The organism is Paenibacillus sp. FSL M7-0420, from assembly GCF_038002345.1.
Classification (GTDB): Bacteria; Bacillota; Bacilli; order Paenibacillales; family Paenibacillaceae; genus Paenibacillus_AQ.
In genome coordinates this window covers 7,585,361-7,608,636 of record NZ_JBBOCJ010000001.1, presented here as the reverse complement: position 1 = coordinate 7,608,636, position 23,276 = coordinate 7,585,361, and the positions used below count along the sequence as shown (strand labels likewise).

Below are 23,276 nucleotides of genomic sequence, written 5' to 3'. Positions count from 1 at the left end.
CCTTGATGGAACAATATATGCTAATCGGTAAATGCCGAGGTTAGCCTTTGATAGAGCCGAGCGTCAGTCCTTTGATGAAATACCGCTGGAAGAACGGATAGGCCAGCACAATCGGCCCAATGCCGATCAGCGCCATCGCCATGCGGATCGTCTCGCCCGGCAATTTGGCCAGCTCGGTGGCCGAGCCTTGAATGAGTGCCCCGTTGCGGCTCAGGTAGTCTGCCTGGGAGATCATTTTGTACATGAGATATTGGAGGGAATAGAGGTCTGTATCGGTAATGAAAATCATGCTGTTAAACCAGTCATTCCAGTAATGCAGCGTGTTGAATAGTCCAATGGTAGCGAACACCGGCAGAGATAGCGGGAACACGATCCGGAAGAACGTCCGCAGCTCCCCCGCCCCGTCAATCGTAGAGGCTTCAATCAGCGCGGGCGGCACGCTCATCTGGAAGTACGTCTTCATAATCAGCACATTGAACGGGGACAGCAGCATCGGCACAACCAGCGCCCAGATGGAGTTCTTGAGGTCGAGCACCTGGGTGTAGACCATATACCACGGTACCAGCCCGCCGCCGAACAGCATGGTGAAGAAGATCAGGAAAGCGAACACTCCCCGGTACCGGAAATCAGCCCGCGAGATCGGATACGCATACAGGGAGGAGATGAACACACTGACCAGCGTTCCGGTAATGGTGACGAAGAACGAGATGCCGTAGGCCCGCAGCACCACGCTGTAATCCTTGAAGATATACGCGTAAGCTTCCAGGCTAAGCTTCTCCGGGATGAATTGATACCCGTTGCGCACGATGTAATCGTAGTCGGTAATGGAGATCATGAAGACGAGTACAATCGGCAGCAGGCAGGCCAGAGACAGGATGATAAAAATAATATGGAGGAGAACGTTAGTGAATCGGGATATTTCGTTATTAGCCACGGATTTCCACTCCTTCTTAGGGTACGTGCGCCGCCTGACTTTTATCTAGAAAACCGCCTGATCCTTGTCAACCTTACGCACGATCCAGTTCGAGCCGAGGACCAGGAAAAAGCCGACCACCGATTGGTATAATCCGGCCGCTGCGGACATCCCCAAGTTACCCATATTAATCAGCGCGTTATAGACGTAGGTGTCGATGACCAGTGTGGTCGGGTACAGCGCCCCGGAGTTCAGTGTCGTCTGGTAGAACAGCCCGAAGTCGGAACGGAAGATGCCCCCGATCGCCAGAATCGTTGTAATAATAATGACCGGCCGGATCAGCGGAATGGTGATGTGCAGAATCTGCTTCCACTTGCTGGCACCGTCGATCAGAGCCGCTTCATAGTACTCGTTGTCAATGCCGATAATCGCCGCCAGATAGATGACACAGCCATAGCCCACCCCTTTCCAGAGATTGATCAGCGGCAGAATGAACGGCCAGTACTTCGGCTCCGAATACCAGTTCAGCTCATCCAGCCCGAACAGGGCGAAGACCCCTTTATTAATGAAACCGTATTCAACATTCAGAAAAGCGAACACCAGATAGCTCACCACCACCATCGACAGGAAGTAGGGGAAGAACATGATGCTCTGATAGAATTTGGCGGCCAGCTTGTTCCTCAGCTCATTCAGGGCAACCGCGATGGATACGGCAAAAACCAGATTGAGCACAATGAACACGAAGTTGTAGAGCACCGTATTGCGCGTGATAATCCAGGCATCCGAGGTGGCGAACAGGAATTTGAAGTTATCCAGCCCCACCCACGGACTGCCAAGAATCCCGTCCACATAGTTGATATTCTTGAACGCAATCACAATCCCGAACATCGGCAGATAATTGTTGATCAGCAAAAACACTACGCCCGGCAGCAGCATCAGCAGCAGCACCTTATGCTTCAGCAGATGCTTCAGCATCATGGGCTTCTTCTTCGTGCTCTTGCGTACCGGTAAGCTGCTGCCCGGACCCGCCACACTTCTCTTCCCTTGAGTAATCATTCCTTCCGCCTCCTGATTCCTTCAGCAGTCTCCCTCTTCCCTGACTTAAGTGTAGCCGCAGGCGGCCCCATGCTAAATAAGGCCATCTATAATAAAAGTTCAAAATCCTACGGAGTTTGGAAGGGCCTCGCTTCTGCTTCTGGACATCTGCGAATTCAGGGGCAGTAATGCTCCCCGTGCTCCCTTTTTTTAGGTTGCATCCCACCCACGCATCTTCGCGGCAACGTATTGTGTTCGGTTTTTCGCATACATTTTGTCCACACGCCTTCTCACCGGCCGCTTTTAAGGAGCAGTAATGTTGCACTTTTGGCAGGATTCACCTATACCTTTTACTGGTTGCAAGTACAATGTTGCATGATTTGCACAAATTCCGGTGCTTCGAGCAAGTTAGCGCTGAATTTGTTGCAGTTCGGAGTCAATTTCATAATTCAATTTGTTAAATAGCAAGATTAGGCCAAAATCTAAGGTCACATTTTTAAAAAATCAGGCGATTTGCTGGGAATTCCTCAACTGCTGGTTCAATTTGTCTAACGCAAACTTACTCAAATTGTACGCGAGCGTACTGAGCTGGAAATCGACACTTGCCCGGACACCGCGGTGGCGTGTGCGCTTCATCCCGAAATACTCTTTGAGATAGGCAAACACACGCTCCACAGCCGTACGCTTCTTGTACAGTGTTGTAAAACTTTCGCTACCTCTGGCGGGATAGGTGTGTAAACGCAAATCCGTTTGGATTCGAATTTTAAACACTTTTTGGCATTCGGTACCGGAAAGCGCACAGCCTTTGCATTCACTAGGCCGGGTGTACTTCAGGGTCTCATATTTGGCATCAAAACTGTCGTAACGGTACGCATGCCCTTGAGCGCACACCGGCGTGTAATCCAGATTCATTCCCGCAGGCGGGTCTTTGTGGTGAATCAGGGAAATCGCAGGATAGGCGCCGAGCGAATGAATCAACTGGTAGACCGCCGCGCAATCGTACCCCTTGTCGCCCAAGATATGCTTGACCTTTAGCATCGGAAACTTCAGGAGCAGGCCTTTGAGAAGGACGACCGCCATACGCTGGTCATTCGGATTGGCCGAACTAAAGAGGCCGCTGAGGATATACTGGCTGTCCGTGTCGACCAGCAGATTCGCCTTGAACCCGTAATAGCTGGTCATTCGGCCCTTCGTATTTTTCTTGTCACAACGCGCAGCATGCCGGGGCAACGCGGTCAGTAGTTCATCGTACGGGTACGGCAACATCGCTTCAATGGTTTTCTGGAACGGTCCGAGACTTTGTTCATAGGCTTCCATTTCCTCGCGCCGACGTTCCTTTTCCGCCTGGGATGGACGGCCGGGCTTGCTATATCTGGGTTTCTTCAGCGGCTCGTTCGCCACCTTAGGCTCAGGCTCGGGATGTTCGAGCTGAATTTGCTCGGCCACCGAAGCTTCGCCTTTCTTTTGCCCCCGGCGAGCCGCACGACGCTTGGAGGCCGATTCGCTAAATTGGCAATCCCAAGCCTCGACCATGGAGGAATCCACAGCCAGATGGGTTCCGCTCACAAAGCCTTCTTCTAGGGCAGACGTGACTAGGCGATCCTGAAGTTGTTCCAGCATTCCCGTTTGCTCCAGCGCATGAATCAAACGGGAATAGGAGGCCTGACTTGGAATGTTATCCGAGCCGGTGAACCGGCACTGGACTCGAAATTCGTTGCTATGATTCAGTCGCCGAACCAAGGCAGAGACAAACTCGATGTTCTCCATTTTTGCAATCAGCAGCGAGTAGATCATGGCAGGTACATTTAATTTTTCAGGCCGTCCGCGATGGTTCTTTTTCCCCAGTGCGAACAGAACTGGAGCTAAATGTAAGTGTTCAAAGATTTGGCTGTATTTATCTTCTGGACTCATTTGGAGCAATTCCTCGAAGGAAAACAGTTCTTCTTGTCGAATAGAATAGATGGGGATTACCTCTTTTCTTCTCGGGTGTTGGTTTCGTCGCCTATAACTTCGAGAATTTGGGGAGGTACTCCTTTTTCTATGCTCAAAAAAACCAGGTATAGCAAGGGTTTTGAATTATGAAATTGTCTCGTTCGTGCAGGATTTCAGCATTGACCGCTTCTTTGGGGCAGTATTTGTTGCACTTATTGCAGGATTCCTCTTAAAATGTTACTGCCGAAAATCATAATTTCCTAAACAGCAAGTGGAAACGGCTTTGCCGTCCTTTTAAAGGACGGTACCGTTTCAGCGGGAAATAGAAGGATAATTTATCGTGTGCAACATATAAATTCTTATATTTGAACATAATCACCCTGCGTTAAACAAGATTACCTTCGCGCGAACACAATGTATGCTGTTTTTCACATACATTCAGGTCGTATGCCTGCTTCCGAGTATAATGTATGCTGTTTTTCACATATATTCAGGGCGTGCGCCTGCTTGCGAGCTCAATGTATGCTGTTTTTCACTTACATTGGTTCATATGCCTGCTTGCGAGTATAATGTATGCTGTTTTTCACTTAGATTGGGTCCATATTCCGCTGTAACAGCCAATTGTATTCGGTTGTAAGCATACCCTCAGCCTTCAGTCACATTCAGCATCAAAGTCATTCTACGAATCATTTAAAGAACTCGTATCCACAAATTTACACACCCCTTTTCCACAGCAGAAGGAAACTATAGTTTCCTATACAACAAAAAAGGCGCTCCACAATGATTGCTGTGGAACGCTCTTTTAGCTGAAGCTTATGGGTCTGATCCGCCTGCCGGGATTAAGTCAGTCTGTGAACAGACCATACGACGCCCGACGAGGAGCCGCCAAGATCAAGCGGAATAGTTAATCCGTCTGCTACATAGAACAGTCCGATTACATCGCCTGCCGTTAATTCAAATTCACCCGTCAAGGATACTGTGCCATTGCCCAGTATCGTCCGCAGGGACAACACAAGCGCAATGTTAACATTCAGCAGAGGGAACAGTCCGGTGACCAGATCTGTCACGGTAGGAGACGTTCTCCGCACCACAAAAGCCGGATCAATTCCCGCACCTATCGCAATGGAGATTGCAGCCGTAGTGCTGTAGTTAATGGTCGCCTCAAACGAATATCGGCCTGTTGCTGGAATGGTATAGTTACCGGTAGTCTCATTAAATGTCGCACTGTCATAGTAAGGCGAAGTCACCGTCCAGCCCGTAAGCTGCGTACTGGTCGTGGCCGAGAACGTCGGCAGCAATGCGGAGAACCCTTCTGATGCAAAATTCGGGCCAGTCGCACCGGTCGCTCCAGTCGCTCCGGTCACCCCCGTAGCTCCTGCTGCTCCCGCCTCTCCTGCCACTCCTGCCACTCCCACTCCCGTTGCGCCTGTCGCACCGGTCGCACCGGTCGCACCTGTCACTCCCGTTGCGCCTGTCGGACCCGTCACTCCAGTCGCTCCAGCCCCAGTCGCCCCGGTCACTCCCACTCCCGTTGCGCCTGTCGGACCCGTCACTCCAGTCGCTCCAGCCCCGGTCGCCCCGGTTACTCCCACGCCCGTTGCGCCTGTTGCGCCTGTCAGACCCGTCACTCCGGTCGCACCCGTTGCGCCTGTCGGACCCGTCACTCCAGTCGCTCCAGCCCCGGTCGCCCCGGTTACTCCCACTCCCGTTGCGCCTGTCCCGCCTGTCGGGCCCGTTACTCCGGTCCCACCCGTTGCTCCGGTCGCACCGGTCACTCCAGCGCCCGTTGCGCCTGTTGGACCCGTCACGCCCGTTGCGCCTGTCCCGCCTGTCGGACCCGTCACTCCGGTCGCTCCAGCACCGGTCGCCCCGGTCACTCCCACGCCCGTTGCGCCTGTTGCGCCTGTCGGACCCGTCACTCCGGTCGCACCCGTTGCACCGGTCACTCCCGCGCCCGTTGCGCCTGTTGGACCTGTCACTCCCGTTGCGCCTGTCCCGCCTGTCGGGCCCGTTACTCCGGTCGCTCCAGCACCAGTCGCCCCGGTTACTCCCACTCCCGTCGCGCCTGCCGGGCCTGTGGCTCCGGTCGCCCCGTTCGCTCCAGTGGCCCCCGTACCGCCAGTATCGCCCAATAATTCAGCCGAGACCACCCGGTGGGCGGTGACGAGCTGGCCGGTGCTGCTCTTGCCCCATACGGAGATCTGAATCGGGTCATCCCCAGTAGCCGGAGTGACAAACACAAATTCAAAAGCATCCAAATCCGCATAATAAGTAGAAGTAATAGATTCATTGGCAGCTATATTAAGTGGTTGACTGACATACAGTACCCGCATGCCCCCCTGCATGTAATAGCCTTGTACCAATACTGTAGAAGCTGAAACGCTGCTGCGGTTATCTATTCTGACCGTAACCTGTGTGGTGGGTCTTACCCCTCCAACTGCATTGTTTTCCAGTGGTCCTGTAGATAGTAGAGTCATTTCCCAATCTCCTTTAACGACAGATTTGTATTCTACTGCTAGATTGTCCTTTCCTCGCTTAATCTATCTTTTGACTACATAGAAGCTAGCAGCAGAAAGATGGATCAATATAGTAATATTCTGCGATTCCGGCACGGTGTGTGCAGTAGAGCTAGATTCCGGCAGACATCCCATATAAATAGGAGACAACACAAAAGGGCCCTCCCGCGAGCCGCAATGGCCGGGAAAGGTCCCTGAATATAAGCCTATTCTATTTCCGTCCGCTGCTCGAACGGTTCTGCAGGCTCTCCCCCAATAACGGGGCGCGGGGATCGAACTGCGGATAGATATATTCCTCACGCCGAAAAGAATACCCGGTAGCTGCAATGTCCAGCATCTGATTCAGCCGCTCACTCTCGCTGCCCAGTCCCTGGTCCAGCGGAATGTCCCCCGCGATGATCCGCAGATACAGCTGCATTCTTGGACGGTCGCCTGAATAACGCGGCTCCATGGATACCGTATTCGGATCATACTGGTCCATGATTTGCGGGGATAGCGGATAGATCGATTCTGCTGCGGTGGGATAGAATTCCCTGAAGTGGCGCAGCCCGCGTGAAGCGCCCGGCTTATCCATAATCCCGTCTGTCACCGGGAGGGCGAGCGCCTGCTGATACAGCATGCCCAGGAACTCCTTCGATTGAAGAAAAGTCCAGACCTTCACCGCAGCCTCCCGGCTCTGCGCCGCACTGTTCACCACCAGCGGAGCTTGGGGGACCATCATCAGGGCCCCGGCCCCGCGCCGTGACAGGTCTGCCGCCGGAGGGAGCGCCACCCCCCAGTCATCCTTAGGCATATACTCCTGCAGCTTGACATAATCTTTGCTGGTAACATACATCATGCCGATATTGCCATCCGCGAACTGCCGGAGCGCGCTGCTCAGCTTCAGAAGAGTCTCCCCCGGGTAGAGGCTGCCCTGCTGCTTCATCTCCCGCACCATTTGCAGCCAAGGGGCATACACACTCAGGTCATAACGGCCCGACCGGTAATCATAGAGATAATAACCGCTGAAGGTATTCGATAGCTCCAGCCCGGCCTGGAGACTGGCCCGGCTATCCCCGGCGGGCAACGCGAAGCCGTATTTGTTCACCGGCGCTCCGGCCCGGCTGATCTGCAGGGCCGCCTGCTCCAGTGCGGCGAAGGTAAGCGGAGGCTGCTCCGGGTCAAGTCCGGCGGTCCGGAACAATTGCTTATTATAGATCAGACGCACGGTATCAATACTGGAGGGCATGAAGTAGATTCCGCCCTTGAACAACGGGCCGGACGCGTACTTCCTGGCCCATACCGGAAAACGCAACAGCCATCCGGCATCCAGATCAGCAGACAGATTAGCAAGATACCCCTTGTTGACGTAAGTGGCCAGCCAGGCGTTATCGACACTGAACACATCCGGCCCCTGCCCGGAGGTCATCAGCATATTTAAGGTATCGTCGTAGGCGTCTGTAGCAAGGTTCATCATTACGATCTCAATCTGATCGGGATTCGTTTTATTATAATGGCTGATGGCATTCTTCACTTCCAGGTTCTCCGTCCAGTCAGACAGGGCGACCCTCACCCGGATGGTCTGCGCCGCCGGTAGAGCCTTCCCGCCTTGAGTGAGGTCCGGCAGCAGCGGGCGGTCATAGACAAAAGTATAGATAGCCAGCCCGCAACCTAAGATGGCAATAAGATAGAACAGTAACCTTTTCACACCGCACCTCCTGCGTTGACATCCTGACTTCAAGCGTTTTACAATGTATACCAATTATTGACTTACTGAAGGAGGACTCCGATGAAGAAATATTACGATTCGTTGTCGAAGGCTCTCTTCCTGTATAACTTCAGCATCCGCAGCCGTCTGATCCTCTACTTTCTCTTCCTCGTTCTCCTCCCGACCACGATCATCTCGGTCACCATCTATAACAAATCCGCCGGGATCATTACCCGGAATATGAATACATCGATTGAGAATAACTTCAATCTGGTTCAGGATAATCTGGCCCGGCGGTTCGAAGCCGCTAATCAATCCATGACCGCGCTGTACCTGAATTCTGAATTCGCTGACCTCATCTCCTCCAACCGGCCTGCAGACAGCACCGGAATCATTAATGAGCTGGCCGCCCTTAGCAGAATCCTTGAGGATTTCCCCGCGAACGGGACCTCCGGCAACAGCTTCGTCCCTATGCTCTATATGCTGAACCGGCCGGAATATACCCAATATAATTTCTCACGGCGTGTATTCAATATCGATCTTATTACCTTGAAGCCCTGGTATTTAAGCATTCCGGCCAAAGCCGATTTTGCCGTGGTGGGCCTTAGCTCACTGGATTCCAGATTCACCCTCAAATTCGCGAAGCGCCTGTTTGGTATCCGGCATGCACAGCTGCCCTATGTCGGACTGCTCACCTTAGATATCCCGGTAGCCGAATTCAGCACACTCCTGGAGCATTATAAGCCCACGCCCGGCAGTAAAGTCTACATCGCAGACAGAGCTGGAACCATCGCCATCAGCCCCGAGCCGTCCCTCATCGGCCAGAATATCGCCGCTCAGGATTATTACAGTAAGCTTAGCTTGACTATAGGCCCTGCTGACAGTACCAGCAACCCTCTCTCTCCGGACCACTCATCCGCTCTGCATTCCTTCCGCCACTCTATCGGCAGCGAGGAGATGCTCGTCTCGTACAAGACGCTGGAGAATACCGGCTGGACGATCCTGTCCTTCTCGCCTGTCCGCGAGCTTAACGGAGAGCTGGTCTCCTTCCGCCGGGTGATGTATGTCGTAATTGTCATCTGCATGCTCGTCTCCTTCCTGATGGCCCTGCTGCTGTCCGAGAATATCTCCGCCCCGATCCGCAAGTTCATCCAGTCGATGTCGCATGCCGAGAGCGGGAACTTCAATATCCCCATCCGTTACCGGCGCAAGGATGAATTCTCCTATTTATTCAACCGCTACAACAAGCTGCTCCAGCAGATTAAGGCGCTGATCGACAAGCTCTACGTCACCGAGCTGCGCAAAAAGGAAGCCGAGCTGCAAATGCTCCAGGCCCAGATCAATCCGCATTTTCTCTACAATACCCTGGACTCCATTAACTGGATTGCCATTAACCACGATATCCCCGAGATCAGCAGCATGGTCACCTCGCTCTCGGATTTCTTCCGGTACAGCCTGAGCAAGGGCCGCAATATTATCCCGCTCCGCGATGAGCTGCGGCAGGTCGAGAGCTATCTGCAGATTCAGCAGTTCCGCTTCCAGGACCGGCTTCACTATGAGCTGGAGGAGACGGACCGGGCGCTGGCAGAGGAATGTCTGGTGGTGAAGCTTAGTCTCCAGCCGCTGGTGGAGAATTCCCTGATTCACGGCATTCAGCAGCGGCGGGGCACCGGCACGATCCGCATCCGGGTAGAGCAGACGCAGGAGCTGCTTAGCATCTCCGTGTTCGACGATGGAATAGGCGCCGATCCCGCACGGCTGAACCAGCTGCTGGCAGACCCGCAGCCGGGCAATCAGTCTTACGGCATCCGCAATGTGCATATGCGGATCCGGCAGTTTTTTGGAGAGTCCTACGGCATCCGTTATTACGACAATACCGAAGACGGCTGCGGTCTGCTGGCTGTCATCCGGTTCCCGGTGGTCACTACTTGGAATGAGGTGAATGAAGATGTTAACGATGATCATAGCGGATGACGAGCCGTTTATCCGCAGCAGTCTGATCCGTGTGTTCGATTGGCAGGAAGAGTTCGGGATTGAGATTATCGGGGAAGCCTCAGACGGGCTGGAGGCCTACGAATTATGCCTGAAGCTCAGGCCTGACATCCTGTTCACCGACATTATGATGCCGCTAATGGGGGGGCTTGAGGTAGCAGAGAAGCTGCGGGAGGCAGGCTGCAAGGCCCGGATTATTATTATCAGCGGCGCCCAGGACTTCGCCTACGCCCGGGAGGCGCTGAAGGTGAACGCCGAGGGATATATTCTGAAGCCGGTCAAGCTGCCCGAGATCCGCAGTGTCTTCCGCCAGGCGGTGGCCAAGCTGACAGAGGAACGCGAGCAGCAGCTTGATCTGGAGCAGCTTAAGCAGCAGCTTCAAGACAATATGCCGCTGCTGCGGGAGAAATTCCTTCAGAATCTGATCACCGGCCTCTACCGCAGGGAGGAGGAAATCTGGCAGAAGATACAGTATTTCGCCCTGCCCTTCCAGCAGGGGACGCTTCTCAGCGTCTGTGTACTCCAGCTGGATGAATACCGGAGCGCGGTGGATAAATACTCGGAGGAGCATAAGCAGCTGCTTTATTTTTCTATCCAAAATATCATTCAGGAGAGCCTGGACAGCCACCCCTGTGCCATCAGCTTCGTGGCCAGCGAGAACGAATTCATTATGGTGATCTGCACCCCGCAGACACCTCCGTCCCACTCCATCTCCGGGACCTGCGAACACATCATCGCTAATATTCAGAAGTATCTGCGGCTGGATGCCTCCGTCGGCATCGGGCGGGCTTGTCCGCTGGCGGGCCAGCTTGAGGATTCCTATAAGGATGCGCTGGCCGCGCTGGTGTACAAATTCTATACCGGGCCTGCCTCCGTCCTCTACATTAATGATATTCAGCCCGACACAGAGAAGCTGCAGAGCACCTTTATCTATAAACTTCAGGCCCGGCTAATGAATGAATTGAAGGCAGGACATACGGACACCGTCACCCGGCTGCTGGAGCAGCTGTTCGATGGACTGGCCGGTCCCAAGCATAGAATTGAATACGTGCAGAGTATCTGCGCAGAGATGATTTTCACCTCCGCCAGAGCCCTGTATGAGATAGATGAGGATATTGGGCAGGTGCTAAGCGACCGGATTAGCATCATGGATAAGCTGTACCAGCAGACCACGATCACCGGCCTTAAGGCGCATATGCTGTCGCTCCTGCATGACTTAAGCGCTTATGTAGCAGGCAAGAACACCTCCAGGAACAGCCGGATCGTCAGCAGCATCCGCACCATCGTTCAGGAGGGATACGCCTCGGAGCTGTCCGTATCCAGGATTGCCGAGGAGGTGTTTCTGACACCTAACTACATCAGCCTGCTGTTCAAGAAGGAGACCGGCGGAACCATTACCGACTATATCACCCAGATCCGCATAGGCAAGGCGAAGGAGCTGCTGCTGACCACGGACCTGAAGGTCATGGAGATCTCAGAGCGGGTCGGCTATGAGAATCCCCATTATTTCAGTACTGTTTTCAAAAAAACCACCGGCCTGCACCCGCTCAAGTTCCGTTCGGCCAAGGATTAGACCGCTGCCGCTCTAGCGGACAATATAGGATTTCGTACCTATTCTGGAGAAGATGGACGTTTTTGCATTCACTTTGGCGGAGACCGGCGGGCTCAGTCGTGAGTTGCCAAGAGAAGCAATATAGGCAAAATCCGGGTGAAGCCCCTCATCCGCCAGATAGGCAGAGGTCCGGCTGCCCGGCACCCGCTCCCTGTTGAGCGAGGTTATCATCTGAGTGGCATTCTTAATCCCGAGCCCGTGTCCGTAGTAACTGTCTCTGGACAACATAATCGCGTTCTCCCCCTGCCATTCCGGCTTAGCCGGATCATGGTCGGGATTCTTGAAATAGACCACATCGCCCGGCTGCAGCTCGGCCCGGTTGAACGTGGTAATCAGCTTCAGATTGCTGTCATAGTTCCAGTCCCACAGGTACAGGCCGGTGAAATAACGGTTGAAGGCCGCCTCCCCGATCATGTTAATGGTTGCTCTATATAGAATCATCACCATCGCCATAGCACATTCAAAGGCATACAGCTGTCCATTCACAAAAATATCATTAATCGCCGCCGAAGGCGCGACCCCTGCCTTCAATTCAAAACCGCCGCCCGCTGTACGATTCCAATATCTCGGATTGCAGCGGGAGTTACTGAAGGTCGAGAAATCAGTCCCCCCTACATTCATTGCCCGGGCTGCCGCAATAATCTCCCCCCGCATTCTACTCTCAAAAGCCATATCCGCCGGAGCCGCGTATCCATACCCCATTCTGCTTCCCCCTTTCGTCTTCTTGTCATGAAATATAGGTTATTGTACGTGTCGGGCCTCCTATTGGTGCGCAGGAGATGAACTCAGCAACAAATCCCCTGCAAATACACACTTACAACAAGACAGCCCCCCGTAATCTATCCACGGAGAGCTGCCTATCAGGGACACCTATTATTCTAACGTGACATGAGGATTCAAAGTTATTTCAAAGGCACGGCCCCAAATATAATCGGGATCATCGTATGGAAGTACCGCGCTGGCGTATTCGGAGAAAGACCAGCCGTTTCCGCTAACCTGCCGGATACTGCACGCCGGTTCAGCACTGCCAATCAGGAAGGCGCACGTTCCGGCAAGCGTGGCCGTGTGTGTCTGCATCCGCTCTTTAAGCATGTCCTGCAGATGAGCATAATCCTCAGGGCTATTAAACAACAGCATATTCTGATCGGTAAATGTTGCAACATTATCATAGAGCGAATGGGCTCTGGAGTACGTCCGGATTTCGCCAATCGCCAGCCTTTTGTAGAAGTAATCCTTCAGGAAGCGCTTGAACAATAGCGAGCCGTGAGCGTTAACTGCAAGATCCAGCGCCGCCGCATCGGTCTCTGTAACGACATAAGCATACCGGGCCTGGGCCATGCCCAGTGCGAGGCCGATTTTGTTCCCCGGCGTATTCCAGCCGCTATATCCTAATAGCGCGCCAGTATGCCTGCTGCCCAGCAGAGCCTCAGTTATACTTGCATCTGCTGCACCTGCGCCGACACAGTCAATCACTACCGAAGGGATGAGGCGGGAATTGTTATCCTCGATACGGTTAACCGCAGCCAGCGCCTGATCCGCTGCTGTAATCGCGATAATCTCCACCTCACGGGCATCGCCTACCGCCTTCCCCCCCACAATATCCAGATGCCGCAGGATATTCTGATGCACATCCATATATTCATACGGACTCGTAAGGGTAGAGCCATGCGGTCCGAAATATTCAACGGTATACCTCGTGGTGGCTCCGTTCCGGTAGAGCTGATTCGCCATCCGCGCCAGTAAGGACTGTCCCAGTCCGTCTGCATCCGGGAGAATGATGGCCCGGTCCGGATGTTGACCCTGGGTCCCGCCCAGCCATTCATTAATCCCTGCTTCCATATAATGAATCTCGTTAATCTGCACGCCCTGAGTATTGGCATCATCCACACCGATAGCAAGGAAATCAATAGACCCCTCCTGCGCCAGCACCTCCAGAATATAGCGGTTCGTCTTGAATTTATGCGCTCTGGTATTGTAATACTGCTCTTTATCAAAAGTAGCCGTACTGCCATAGGCACCCGTCGGGGACAGGTTATATCCGCTGATAATATCGTCAAACGCTGTGAAGCTTCTGCGCGGTTGAAGCATGAAGTTGCGGGACTCCGTATAGGCCGCGAGGTCCAGTCCTTCCGCAAAAGAGGTGGTCGCCAGCCTCATAATTGTATCCATTACATACACCGGCTTGTCCGGGTAAGCTTGCTTCACTTCACGGATGACGTCCAGCAGATGTGTAATTGCAGCGTCATACGCCGGGTAGGCACCACCCGCACCCGCCCGGAGACGGCGGCTCCCAATCAATCCCCCGTAGGCAAGCATGTCCGCCGACAGAATAAAACCGTCCACGGACGCCGCATGATCCAGAATCCATTGCCGGATTTTTGCGGTATCTCCATAAGCCGGTGAGGAAGTGGTCAGCAGGGTTGTGCCCGATACTGTCTTTTCCGAATCCAAGCGATTCTTAAGGTCCGTTACATCCGGTGTGATCACATGAATCCCCGCCGATCTGCCCTGCACAATCACATCATCTAGATTTACAGGCCGGTCATCCAATGGTACATATAGCACTTTCTTCATTTCTATCACACTCCTCTAGTTAGCAGATAGGCTCAGAACAGATGCCCTCACTATATAAGGTAATTTACACTGATGGATTACAACCAGAACAATAATTTTTTTTGCCACCCGTCCATAAAAGGGAATTTACATTGACTCTAGTGTTTACAGTGTTAAAATATAGGAACATTTGTTCTTATTATTTGGAAAATGGTTGTAAAAAAGGAATCTAATCTCTCTTTATAGTGTAGGAAGGAACTCTTCAAGAGGAAGGGGGCAAATTTATTCTGTAAAGGCATGGGTTATACTCACAAATATCCAGTATATACACTATAGTTTAATCGTTTTACGGCATAAACAAGAAAGGTCAGCTAAAAAGGCTGACCTTTCTTGTTTAAAAACATAACCTTAATTCATTAATCAGTAATTTTTTTAAGCTCAAAAATAGTTGCCTCTGATAACAAGATAAGCCTGTCGTCATTAACAGCTAAAAAGCTTAAACTTACAGGTATGCTCATTTTTGTAGAAGGGTCACTTATATCTATTGCCTGTACCTCATCATTTTCATTTAAGTCTGGAATTTGAATTTTATACAATCTATAAAAAGAGGTAGAGTTATAGCATGTCGCTGTATTCTGATATAATGGATTTTTAAGTTCATATTGATAATTTTTATAGTTTTTGAGTCCTTTTGATGAAAAAAAGTCTTTTTCGATGATAATTTTATCTCCAATAAATTTTTGCCCTGTTGGATATTCGGAAGCATCATTGTATGAATTTGCGAACCCTAGAAGTTTCTCAACTTTCCAAGTTCCATAGAAATTTTGTGCTGTTTCACTATCCAAGCTTATACGGTCTACAGTACAATCTCCAGAACGATCTGTATTCTGTTCCGGTTGAGTTATTACTTGTTTACTGGGCAAATCCCCCGTACCTTTCGTGACTGTTGCGGGCTTATCCCCCCCCACACCCTGACAGCAAAATAGTACTCAATAACATCAATAATCCTAGCTCTTTTTTCAACACTCCAATCTCCTTTCACTTACTTAGCAGAAATTATATCAAAGCAAATGAACCCAAGATTGACATAATATTAACATTATTTATGATTAAAGTTAAATTTATGTCAATACTTTCTTTCTTTTTGGTACTATCTACCCGGATACAGTGTTGGATATACCCGTAAGTCTTCTCAACATAAAAAGCCTACCCATTTGAACGGTAGGCTCTTTAAATTCATTCAGTATTATTCAGGAAAATTAATATACACGGAGGCATCATTAGCCGTTTTATTCCAAGTCACCTGTGCACCAAGTGCTTCAGAGATAAATCTTAAATTCACAAAGAATATATTACTATCAGGTTCTAAAGAAGGAGCCTGAGTTAATACCACTTTACTTCCGTTCACAACCCCCTCAAATAAATTATTTGTTAACTTAATTTTAATATCTCCTTTTGTCGCAGTAACTGTTTTAGTAGTGTTATCCCATTCTACTGTCATTCCATAAGCCTCAAATATAGGCCGCATAGGAACAAGAGTTGTCCCTAGAGTTGTAACATTAGCGTAGATATCTAATTTTTCATTATTGATAAAAATACTTGGATGTTCTCTGGAAGATGTGACACTAGCTATATTACCAACGGGTGCAGCTGAAGCAAATATACTATTCACTCCAATGCTCATTGAAATCACTGCGACACTGAGAAATACGCTCACTATTTTTCTCATAGAAACCTCCACTTAGTTATAGACGATGCAAGAGTATTCTTTATCCAATGGTGCTCATTTATAGCTTAGAATAATAAAAATGAATGTAAAAGGAGAATCATTATGGCATTAGAATTTAAGGTCAACGAAAAAATGCTGCCTGAACAAATGGCCGAGGTGTTTAGATTATCAGGGCTTAAGCGTCCTCACAATGATTTAGACCGTATGGAGAAAATGATCGATCAAGCCGATATCCTAATTAGCTGCTGGGATGGCGACCGGGTGGTAGGATTGGCACGGGCCATCACCGACTATTGCTACTGCTGTTATCTGTCGGATCTGGCCGTCATTAAGGAGTATCAGAAGCAGAATATAGGCAAAGACCTGGTGCAGCTGCTTCAGGAGGCATTAGGAGATCAGGTGTCCATCGTGCTGCTGTCTTCCGAGGAAGCTCTATCGTTCTATCCTCAGATCGGCTTTGAACAGGCTAATAATGCGTTTCGGATCGCCCGGAAACATTAAGCTACACTCCTGACCTGGAAGCCTCCTGGAACCATAGATTTACCTGCGCGGTCTCCTCGGTCAGAAGATCCAGGTAGATGGAGGTACGGTAGTCGGTCTCCTTGAGGCTCCGGCCTGTAATCTCGGCGATCCTGTTGAGGCGGTACATTAAGGTATTGGTATGAATATGCAGAAAAGCGGCCGCTGCCTTCAGATTGCCGTCCAGCGACAGGTATACAGCGAGGGTTCTCAGCAAATCGCTCTTATGCTCACGGTCATGCTCCTTCAAAGGATAGAGCAGCGGGCTCCGGCGGGGGCGGCTCCGTTTCTGTTCCAGAATAGCCGGAAGGTATGCCCAGAACCCGATCTCTTCATAGAGCAGCAGTTCACGCGTATGATAAGGCAGCAGCTTCTTCATCTCCAGAATCTGCAGCGCTTCGCGGTATGCTTCAGCAGCCGAGGTATATTCGCGATATTCAGGACTGCAGCCTGCCGTAAGCTTGCCGCCTTCGCTCTGGCCCAGCTCCCCTAGCAGCTTGTGCAGGAACGAAGACAGACGCCCGGTCCCTTCCACCGGAAACATAAAGGAGAAAAGAATAATCAGCCGGTTCTGCTCGGCGGTCTGGAACAGCAGCCGCTGCCCGGTAAAGGTGTCCATTACCCGGCGAAAACGCTGCAGAAAATGCTCATCTACCGGCCTGCTGCTCTCCAGCACCCCAATGTAATAGTTCTCCGGCAGCAGCACCGATCCGGCCTCCGCTTCCTGGCGGATATGCGCTTCGCTGTCATAATGCGAGGTCAGCAGCTTCCAGAAGAAATCCTCCATGGCCTTCTCCTGCTTCGTCTTCCATCCGCGCTGCTTCAGCAGATACCGCCCGGCAATCCCGGCAGCCTTCTCCACAAGTTCCTCCGCCTGCCCTGCGGCGAGATTCCCCCGGTCCACCACCCAGATATAGCCCAGAATCTCCTGCTGGTGCTTGATGCACATGGCCAGCCGCGGGCCAAGCCCGACCTCCATTACCGCAGGGATGCGGATCGGATGCGTGCTGCTCTCCAGCTCATGCATAACTCCCTTTTTGCGCAGGCCGATAATGACCGTGCTGGGCACCTTTTTGCCAATGATGGTCGAGATTCGTGCCGGATCACTCTCCGTCTGATGGGAGCTGTACCCGATCACATGATGATTGCTGTCCTCAATCGTAACCTGGGACTGGAGCGATTCGCTGAGCGTATCCGCCAGGGACTCCATACTGTCAAAAAAACGGTCAAATGACGGCTCTGATTGTGCCAATGTTCCCACCCCAACCTGAAGAATAGCAGAATAAGTGATTACATTATAGTACGCAGCCTGCCGCGTGCCTATAGGAATAAACCAGATTCCAGTAGAAAACCTGACATATCATGAAGAATTTGCGTCAAAAGCAAAATAACGTGGAGCGATAGCTTACATGGGGCGGGTGTCAGACGCGCTCGACCCCCGCCAGCCCATTGTGTTCGGTTTTCGCCTACATTTAGCTCTCTAGCCTCGCTCCAGCCCAATATGTTCGGTTTTTCGCCTACATCCGCCTGGTCCACTCGCCAAAAAAAAGCCCAGTGATTGCTCACCGGACTCTGACACACATTCTTCTGTTTACTCCCCCGCCGCAAATTAGATCAGCGTGAACTCCTGCTCTACAGCGGCCTCAACCGTGAAGTATTCTTCTCCAAGCGCTTCGGCGACGGCCTGACAGGTGATTTTGCCGTTGGCTACGTTGACGCCGCTCTTTAGACCGGCATCATCTTCGATCGCCTGGAATACGCCTTTATTGGCAATTTGCAGCGCGTAAGGAACGGTGACGTTGGTTAGGGCGATGGTCGAGGTTTTGGCGACTGCACCTGGCATGTTGGCGACCGAATAGTGCAGGACCCCATGCTTCTCGAAGACAGGGTTGTCATGCGTGGTCACCCGGTCAATCGTCTCCACAATCCCGCCCTGGTCAATCGCCACATCGACAATGACGGAGCCCGGCTTCATCGTCTGCACCATTGCTTCCGTTACCAGCTTAGGTGCCTTCGCGCCTGGAATCAGTACAGCCCCTACCAGCAGATCCGCGTCAGCAACCGCCTTAGCGATGTTATACGGATTAGAGATCAAGGTGCTGATCTGGGCACCGAAAATATCGTCAAGCTGGCGGAGCCGGTCTGCGCTCAGGTCGATAATAGTTACCTCAGCGCCAAGCCCGATGGCCATCTTCGCTGCATTGGTACCGACCACACCGCCGCCGATGATGCTGACCTTACCACGGCTTACGCCGGGAACCCCGGAGAGCAGGATGCCCTGTCCGCCGTAGTTCTTTTGCAGGAACTGGGCACCGAGCTGAACTGCCATCCGTCCGGCTACCTCGCTCATCGGAGTGAGCAGCGGCAGGGTGCGGCCATCCACTACAGTCTCATAGCCGATGGCGAATACGCCTTTGTCCTTAAGGGCGGCAGCCAGGGCCGGCTCTGGAGCCAGATGCAGATACGTGAAGAGGATAAGCCCAGGGCGGAAGTAGCCGTATTCACTGCTCAGCGGTTCTTTCACCTTCATTACCATTTCAGCGGCGGCCCACACTGCGGCGGCTTCTGCAACCAATTCCGCACCAGCTGCAGCGTACTCTTCGTCCAGGAAGCCGCTGCCCGCACCCGCTCCGGCCTCAACAAGCACCTTATGGCCTTCTGCGCTTAGACTTACCACACCCGCAGGGGTAATCGCTACGCGGTTTTCGTTGTTTTTGATCTCTTTCGGTACGCCAATAATCATCTTTCATCGCTCCTGTCAGGTAGGGTTCTCTTATGTAAAGAATCATAACATATGATTTTCAGCTGCATTTTGGGTAAAAAGAAAAACAGGATCTGACATGATTGTGTTTTTACACAATGGGCTTGAAGCGCCGCAACCGCTCCTTTCGAATAGAACGTTTCCCTGCACTATAACCGCTCTGGCCATTATCAGGAAAGAGAATGTAAAGTTATGTTCCATATTCTCCTGTTTTTTGTTCCTTCTGACGCTCCCGGCCATCTGCTATTCTTGAGTTGCAAGCTTATACAGTACACATAGGGAGGTTGTCGCTTTTGAATAAGAGCCGTGTTATCGCCGGAATCACTTCACTCGTTCTGGTCATGGGCCTGGCCGCAGGCTGCGGGAACAGCAGTAATTCGTCTTCAGCGGACAATGGAAGCTCTGCCACAGGTAAAAATACACCGGTAACGCTCAAAATGTGGGGCGGTGTCCCGCCGGAATCCGGTCCGCAGCAGGTCGTGGACAACTGGAACAAGGAGCACCCCGATATTCAGGTGGAATATGTGCGCTATGTCAATGATGATGACGGCAATCTGAAGCTGGACACGGCGATGATTACCGGCCAGGATGTGGATTTGTTCGTGAACTATACGATTTCTCATGCCGCCAAGCGGGTGGAATCGGGACTGGCCTTGGACCTCAGCGGCTTCACCGATTACAACATTGAAGAGAAGATGGGCGCAGACACCGCGAGCTGGAAAATTGACGGCAAGTTCTACGGCGTTCCGACGACCAAAAGCCCGTTCTTCATCGCCCTGAACAAGGACGCCCTCGATAAGGCCAACCTGCCGGTTCCGAAGGAATGGACCTGGAATGAGCTGCGTGAGTATGCGAAGAAGCTGAAGAGCGGCGATTCGTACGGTTTTATTCAAAATATGGAGCCCTTCGTGGACCCCATCGACTCCGTGCTGTCCCAGGAGGGCTACACCAAGCCGGACGGCACCTCCAATCTCGATCATCCGCTGGTCAGACAATGGCTGGAGACGCTGAACGGAATGATGCAGGAGGAGAAGACCACACCGCCGCTCGGCGAGCAATTGACTTCCAAGATGCCGGTGGAGCAGGTCTTCCTCAGCGGAGAGGTGCCGATGCTCAATATCGGGGCGTGGCTGCTGCGCAGCTCGAATAACTTCACCGACTTCCCGCGTGATTTCAAAATCGCTTTCGCTCCGGTACCCCGGCTTGCTGAATCCGCCAGTGATTACGTGACACGCGGGGGCCTCGGCGATTACATCTCCATCAACGCCAAGTCCAAAAAGCAGGAAGCGGCCTGGGAGTTCCTGAAGTGGTATTCCGATGGCGGCATGTCCCCGATGGCTGCGGGCGGAAGACTCCCGGCCTCCAAGGATGCCAAGCAGGAGGATGCGCTCAAGAGCCTCATCGGCGACAAAAGTGACTCCTACGATCTGGACTCCCTGATGTACGTCATGTTCGATAACAAGACACCCACCTATGTCCGCAGCCTGCCGCAAGAGGTGATGGACCTGCGTTCACAGGAGTATGAGAAATATTTCCTCGGCTCGCAGCCGCTCGACCAGACCGTGCAGGCCATGGCAGCCCGCCATAATGAGTATTTGAAGCAGAAGAAGTAGCGGCGAAGGTGAGGACAGAGAAGAAATGGAGAGATATCGTGCATCATACAGGAGGCTTGCCATGGGAATCATGGCGCCTCTCTTTCTTTTGTCTTACCCTATCAGGAACAGACTAAGCCTTGAATGAACGCGGCAAGCTCCAGCCGTGTTCTTGCGGACTTGGATGCGCTTATTTGGGCAAATCCGGCTATTCTGGAGACTATGCGGACTCAGATGCGCTTAACTACCATTTTCCCCTTCATTTCCGGCTACCTGGAGTGATATAAAGGCCTCTCAGTCCGCCTGCCGGCATAAAGTTGGTCTTTTCGGCAAATAAGAGCACCTGAGTCCGTCGGTCCACAAACATAGGGGGTTAGTATCAGTGGGCACGAGGATTTTGGCCGAGAAATACCCCTGCATACTCCATCGGGTCCTTGACCATGCGGGGCGGATAACTATCCATCCGCCTTGTCCCGCTGTCAAGCAGCCCGGATAGAACAAATCTATGCATTTCTTCCCTGCCCCCGTGCCAACTGGAACAAAACCATGCAATTTGAAATATCGCCAATCCGGCGGAGGGATTATGCTATAATCTAGCATATCAACCGACCCGGAACGGGCAGGTTCAGTCAGGCTTGGAGGTGCTTCCCTGTGTCACAGCTGCTGCGTATGCTGGTTCCCCAGAAGTTGAAATACCGCCTGTTCACCGCCTTTGTGTGCCTAATTCTGCTGCCGTTCGGCGCACTGAATATCTATAACTATCAGCGCATTGAGACGCTGGTCCAGAAGAAAATCAGCCAGCAGAGCCACTATCAGCTGGAGCAGATGTACCGCACACTGGAGGATCAGATCAGCATCGCCTTCAAAACGCTGCTGTTCCTGAAGCAGGATGACACCGTGAAGTCCGTGCTGCTCCATCCTGAGCAGCGTAATGAGCTGGAGAACAAGCGGCTGATGGAGAATATTTTCAAGAATCTGAACAACAGCTTCTTCCTGTATAATCCTTCGGTCTACTTCATGATTCTGGACTTATCTGAAAGCGCATACACCTCATATCCGCCCAAGGATTCACTGGTATACTCCAAACTGCGGGCCAATTCGGGGTTCGACCGGAAGCAGATGGATAACAACTCCTATCACTGGGTGCCCAATGATGCCAACTACGTTCTGCGTGATGTCTCTACCAGCGCCTATCTTCTATCCTTATACGCTTATCTGGAGGATGCCCGGAACCAGCCGTACGGCATGGCCCGGATCAGCATTGATTATACGTACTGGCTGCGCTCCATCCACAAGCAGTCCGATCTGGAGCAGCAGTATTTCCTGATTACCCGTTCTGGCGAGGATATCTCCCAGTCGGTTCCGGGCAGCCAATTATCCGAGAAGGTGAAGGAGGGCTTTGCCGGGCAGCCGGGACAGCAGTATTTTATCGATAAAGACTCGAACGCCCTGATTAATTATATCTATGTGGAATCGCTGGACTGGTATATCGTCAACCGGATTCCGCTGTCGGTGCTGTTCGCGGAGATCGAGGGGCTGAAGCAGCAATACTTCCTTACGTTCCTGGTGCTGACGAGCATCTTCCTGATGATGACCTTCGTGATTGCTACGACCATAACCCGGCCCTTGTCCCATCTGCAGAACAAGATGAAGGCGGCGGTGCAGAAGAACCTGAAAATCCGCCTGCCGGAGCATAAGTTCAGCGGCGAGATTCTTGAGCTGACCCGGACCTTCAATACGATGCTTGACGACACCAACCTGCTGATCCAGAAGCTGAAGGCGGAGGAGCGCCAGAAGGAGGCGGTGCATTTTCAGATGCTGCTGGCCCAGACGAATCCCCACTTCCTGCTGAACACGCTGAATACGATCAAATGGATCGCCATCCGCGAGCAGAATGAAGACATTACCAACATGACCCTGTCGCTCGGCAAGCTGCTGGAGGCCAGTCTGAACACCGATAAGGATCTGATCCATCTCAAGGATGAAATCGAGCTTGTAGAAGCCTATGTCCATATTCAGCAGGTCCGTTATGCGCACAAATTCGACTGTACCTTCACGTATGACGAGGACATTCTGTATGCTCTGGTGCCGAAGCTCAGCCTCCAGCCGCTGGTGGAGAACGCCATCATTCACGGAATCAGCAGGCTGCCCGGCCATGGCCTGATTGAGCTGAACGTCCGCCGCGAAGAGCACCGTCTGATTATCGAGATCAGGGACAATGGCGTAGGCATGGAGCAGACCGGCGGCACCAAGGCTCCGCGCAAGCGTCCGGGCATCGGACTGAGTAATATTCAGGAGCGGCTGCGGCTGCTTTTCCGGGAAGAAGGACAGCTTGAAGTGCTCTCCAGCGGCGAAGGTGTTACGGTCCGCTTGACCATGCCGCTGTTAATGTCCACACCATACGGCAACGAACATCCGGCTTAAGCATAACTACG

The 23,276-nt window shown here is 52.1% G+C and carries 16 protein-coding genes; 5 read left to right on the top strand and 11 right to left on the bottom strand.

The window, feature by feature from the left end:
- Positions 1-40 precede the first annotated feature (40 nt).
- The 5 genes from MKX51_RS32870 to MKX51_RS32850 form a co-directional block, all read right to left on the bottom strand.
- Entirely contained in the window at positions 41-934 is an 894-nt protein-coding gene (locus MKX51_RS32870) for a carbohydrate ABC transporter permease (protein ID WP_076077305.1), read from the bottom strand.
- Positions 935-979: 45 nt separating this feature from the next.
- Positions 980-1,969 carry an ABC transporter permease gene (locus MKX51_RS32865; RefSeq protein WP_340995390.1) on the bottom strand — a complete coding sequence of 330 codons (990 nt, stop codon included), beginning with the start codon at positions 1,967-1,969 and terminating at the stop codon, positions 980-982.
- A gap of 483 nt (positions 1,970-2,452) precedes the next feature.
- A complete protein-coding gene (locus MKX51_RS32860) occupies positions 2,453-3,859 on the bottom strand; it encodes a transposase (RefSeq protein WP_340942798.1) in 1,407 nt (468 codons plus the stop codon).
- 860 nt (positions 3,860-4,719) lie between these two features.
- On the bottom strand, positions 4,720-6,357 hold the full coding sequence (locus MKX51_RS32855; protein WP_340995388.1) for a hypothetical protein: 1,638 nt from the start codon (positions 6,355-6,357) through the stop codon (positions 4,720-4,722).
- Between the two features lie 250 nt (positions 6,358-6,607).
- Complete coding sequence (locus MKX51_RS32850) at positions 6,608-8,083, bottom strand: ABC transporter substrate-binding protein (protein WP_340995387.1); 1,476 nt, start codon at positions 8,081-8,083, stop codon at positions 6,608-6,610.
- Between the two features lie 81 nt (positions 8,084-8,164).
- Between MKX51_RS32850 and MKX51_RS32845 the strand changes: the two genes are divergently transcribed.
- Together MKX51_RS32845 and MKX51_RS32840 are read left to right on the top strand one after the other, a co-directional pair.
- Positions 8,165-10,057 carry a cache domain-containing sensor histidine kinase gene (locus MKX51_RS32845; RefSeq protein ID WP_340995386.1) on the top strand — a complete coding sequence of 631 codons (1,893 nt, stop codon included), beginning with the start codon at positions 8,165-8,167 and terminating at the stop codon, positions 10,055-10,057.
- Entirely contained in the window at positions 10,032-11,648 is a 1,617-nt protein-coding gene (locus tag MKX51_RS32840) for a response regulator (RefSeq protein ID WP_340995384.1), read from the top strand. The genes MKX51_RS32845 and MKX51_RS32840 overlap by 26 nt, the downstream gene beginning before the upstream one ends.
- A gap of 12 nt (positions 11,649-11,660) precedes the next feature.
- Here MKX51_RS32840 and MKX51_RS32835 read toward each other — a convergent pair whose 3' ends face one another.
- The 4 genes from MKX51_RS32835 to MKX51_RS32820 form a co-directional block, all read right to left on the bottom strand.
- Complete coding sequence (locus MKX51_RS32835) at positions 11,661-12,389, bottom strand: protein-glutamine gamma-glutamyltransferase (RefSeq protein WP_340945393.1); 729 nt, start codon at positions 12,387-12,389, stop codon at positions 11,661-11,663.
- A gap of 171 nt (positions 12,390-12,560) precedes the next feature.
- A complete protein-coding gene (locus MKX51_RS32830; protein ID WP_340995382.1) occupies positions 12,561-14,261 on the bottom strand; it encodes a DUF4127 family protein in 1,701 nt (566 codons plus the stop codon).
- A gap of 395 nt (positions 14,262-14,656) precedes the next feature.
- Positions 14,657-15,163, bottom strand: a complete 507-nt coding sequence (locus MKX51_RS32825) for a hypothetical protein (protein ID WP_340995380.1) — start codon at positions 15,161-15,163, stop codon at positions 14,657-14,659.
- Positions 15,164-15,486: 323 nt separating this feature from the next.
- Entirely contained in the window at positions 15,487-15,969 is a 483-nt protein-coding gene (locus MKX51_RS32820; protein ID WP_340995379.1) for a copper amine oxidase N-terminal domain-containing protein, read from the bottom strand.
- 102 nt (positions 15,970-16,071) lie between these two features.
- Here MKX51_RS32820 and MKX51_RS32815 point away from each other — a divergent pair, with 102 nt between their 5' ends.
- Positions 16,072-16,470, top strand: a complete 399-nt coding sequence (locus MKX51_RS32815; RefSeq protein WP_340995377.1) for a GNAT family N-acetyltransferase — start codon at positions 16,072-16,074, stop codon at positions 16,468-16,470.
- Position 16,471: 1 nt separating this feature from the next.
- On the opposite strand, the gene MKX51_RS32810 is transcribed toward MKX51_RS32815, so the two are convergent.
- Positions 16,472-17,740, bottom strand: a complete 1,269-nt coding sequence (locus MKX51_RS32810) for a PucR family transcriptional regulator (protein ID WP_340995375.1) — start codon at positions 17,738-17,740, stop codon at positions 16,472-16,474.
- A 357-nt stretch (positions 17,741-18,097) separates the two neighbouring features.
- Entirely contained in the window at positions 18,098-19,231 is a 1,134-nt protein-coding gene (gene ald, locus MKX51_RS32805; protein WP_340945404.1) for an alanine dehydrogenase, read from the bottom strand.
- Between the two features lie 311 nt (positions 19,232-19,542).
- On the opposite strand from ald, the gene MKX51_RS32800 reads away from it, so the two are divergent.
- Positions 19,543-20,862, top strand: a complete 1,320-nt coding sequence (locus tag MKX51_RS32800) for an ABC transporter substrate-binding protein (RefSeq protein ID WP_340995374.1) — start codon at positions 19,543-19,545, stop codon at positions 20,860-20,862.
- A 630-nt stretch (positions 20,863-21,492) separates the two neighbouring features.
- A complete protein-coding gene (locus MKX51_RS32795; RefSeq protein WP_340995373.1) occupies positions 21,493-23,265 on the top strand; it encodes a sensor histidine kinase in 1,773 nt (590 codons plus the stop codon).
- Positions 23,266-23,276 lie beyond the last annotated feature (11 nt).

Excerpts from the sequence above, each read along its gene's own strand:
- MKX51_RS32865 (WP_340995390.1), bottom strand. The coding sequence starts at position 1,969 with ATGATTACTCAAGGGAAGAGAAGTGTGGCGGGTCCGGGCAGCAGCTTA.
- MKX51_RS32855 (WP_340995388.1), bottom strand. The coding sequence starts at position 6,357 with ATGACTCTACTATCTACAGGACCACTGGAAAACAATGCAGTTGGAGGG.
- MKX51_RS32845 (WP_340995386.1), top strand. The coding sequence starts at position 8,165 with ATGAAGAAATATTACGATTCGTTGTCGAAGGCTCTCTTCCTGTATAAC.
- MKX51_RS32830 (WP_340995382.1), bottom strand. The coding sequence starts at position 14,261 with ATGAAGAAAGTGCTATATGTACCATTGGATGACCGGCCTGTAAATCTA.
- MKX51_RS32840 (WP_340995384.1), top strand. The coding sequence starts at position 10,032 with ATGTTAACGATGATCATAGCGGATGACGAGCCGTTTATCCGCAGCAGT.
- MKX51_RS32820 (WP_340995379.1), bottom strand. The coding sequence starts at position 15,969 with ATGAGAAAAATAGTGAGCGTATTTCTCAGTGTCGCAGTGATTTCAATG.
- MKX51_RS32815 (WP_340995377.1), top strand. The coding sequence starts at position 16,072 with ATGGCATTAGAATTTAAGGTCAACGAAAAAATGCTGCCTGAACAAATG.
- MKX51_RS32835 (WP_340945393.1), bottom strand. The coding sequence starts at position 12,389 with ATGGGGTATGGATACGCGGCTCCGGCGGATATGGCTTTTGAGAGTAGA.
- ald (WP_340945404.1), bottom strand. The coding sequence starts at position 19,231 with ATGATTATTGGCGTACCGAAAGAGATCAAAAACAACGAAAACCGCGTA.
- MKX51_RS32860 (WP_340942798.1), bottom strand. The coding sequence starts at position 3,859 with ATGAGTCCAGAAGATAAATACAGCCAAATCTTTGAACACTTACATTTA.